Below are 1,312 nucleotides of genomic sequence, written 5' to 3'. Positions count from 1 at the left end.
CGCGAAGATCCTCGCTATGCAAGACGGCGTCCAGAGGAAAGCCCAGCAGATCCTCGAATCGTTCGCGTGTGTGCATTCGCAGAATCATGACGACGTGCGTGTCCTGCCGGGTGAGCAAGTCCACGAGGGGCGCTCCATCGTGATGGTTGACCTCGGAGGAGACGACCAGGGTCAGCGGGGCGCCCAGGCCGCCGACGGGAATGCTCGCCGAGGTAGCGACCGATGTCACTGGTGCGGATGGGCTGGATTCCTCCAGGGCCCGTCGGATCAGGATTCGAGAGGTGGGGTCGGGATCGATCAGAAGGATGTGGCCGTCCGAGCAGTTCTTCGCTGGTGGGCCGTACTGCTCGGATGTTGTGTTGCGGCCCCCCGTGGCCGCACTCATAAGCACTGTGCCTGACGACAACAGGAACGGTCTTCCCCCACGACGATGTCCCTCCCGATAGACAACGAACAATGCTTGTCATCGGAAAGTACTATCGATCGCCGTATTTACATAGTCAAGCAGTTTGAAGCGACCCGGCACCCGGCCGCCTCGGGGGAAACGGCCGGGTGTCGGGCGTTGCGTGGGCGTCTGATGAACGCCGCTTGACCTGGAGCGCCAGGTGGCAGGCAGTGCCGGGTCAGTGTGCGAAGACAGGTCCTTGCGACGGGTCGGGGCGCCCACGCGGGAGTAGCAGCGCGCCGGCGACAGCGGCGCCCAGTGAGATCACGGCGCAGGCCAGGAACGCGCTGTCGAAACCGCTCACCGACGGGGCCGAATCCCCTCCGGATTCCAGACTCGCGCCCGCGACCGCGGCCACCACGGCCACGCCCAGGGCGGCGCCCATCTCATGACAGGTGTTCACCAGGCCCGAGGCGAGCCCCATGTCCTCGTGCGGCAGGTCGCTCATTGCACTGGTGGTGGCGGACACGAACCCGGCGCCCAGGCCGATCGCGACGAGCAGGAAGCCGGGGAGCACCTGGGTCCATGCGCTCCCGCTCTCCTCGACCCGGGACAGCAGCAGGCTCCCAGCGGCTCCGAGCACGAACCCAGTCGTCGCCACGGGGCGCCAGCCAAACCTGCCGATCGCCTGCGAACTCAGGTGCGCGGCGAGCGTGATGGCGACCGCCACAGGAAGGAAGACCAGCCCGGTCTTGAGGGCGCTCAGCCCCAGGACGTGCTGCAGGTAGAGCGAGCAGAGGAAGAACATGGAGATCAGGACGCCTGATGCGGCGTGCATGACCACGCTGCCGCCGACCAGGTTACGGCGCGTCAGTACGGAGAGCCGGACGAGCGGTGCGCGGACCGACTTCTCCACCAGTACGAACA

General features: G+C 66.4%; 2 protein-coding genes. Both read right to left on the bottom strand.

What is annotated here, in order from left to right; genetic code table 11:
- A partial coding sequence (locus EU811_RS23100; RefSeq protein ID WP_142940572.1) for a hypothetical protein occupies positions 1–385 on the bottom strand: 385 nt, incomplete at its 3' end.
- A 238-nt stretch (positions 386–623) separates the two neighbouring features.
- Positions 624–1,312 (bottom strand): MFS transporter (locus tag EU811_RS23095; protein WP_142940571.1); only part of this gene is annotated, 689 nt, incomplete at its 5' end.

The organism is Arthrobacter sp. TS-15 (assembly GCF_006964045.1).
Lineage (GTDB): Bacteria > Actinomycetota > Actinomycetes > Actinomycetales > Micrococcaceae > Arthrobacter.
This window is presented reverse-complemented; position numbering and strand designations above follow the sequence as displayed.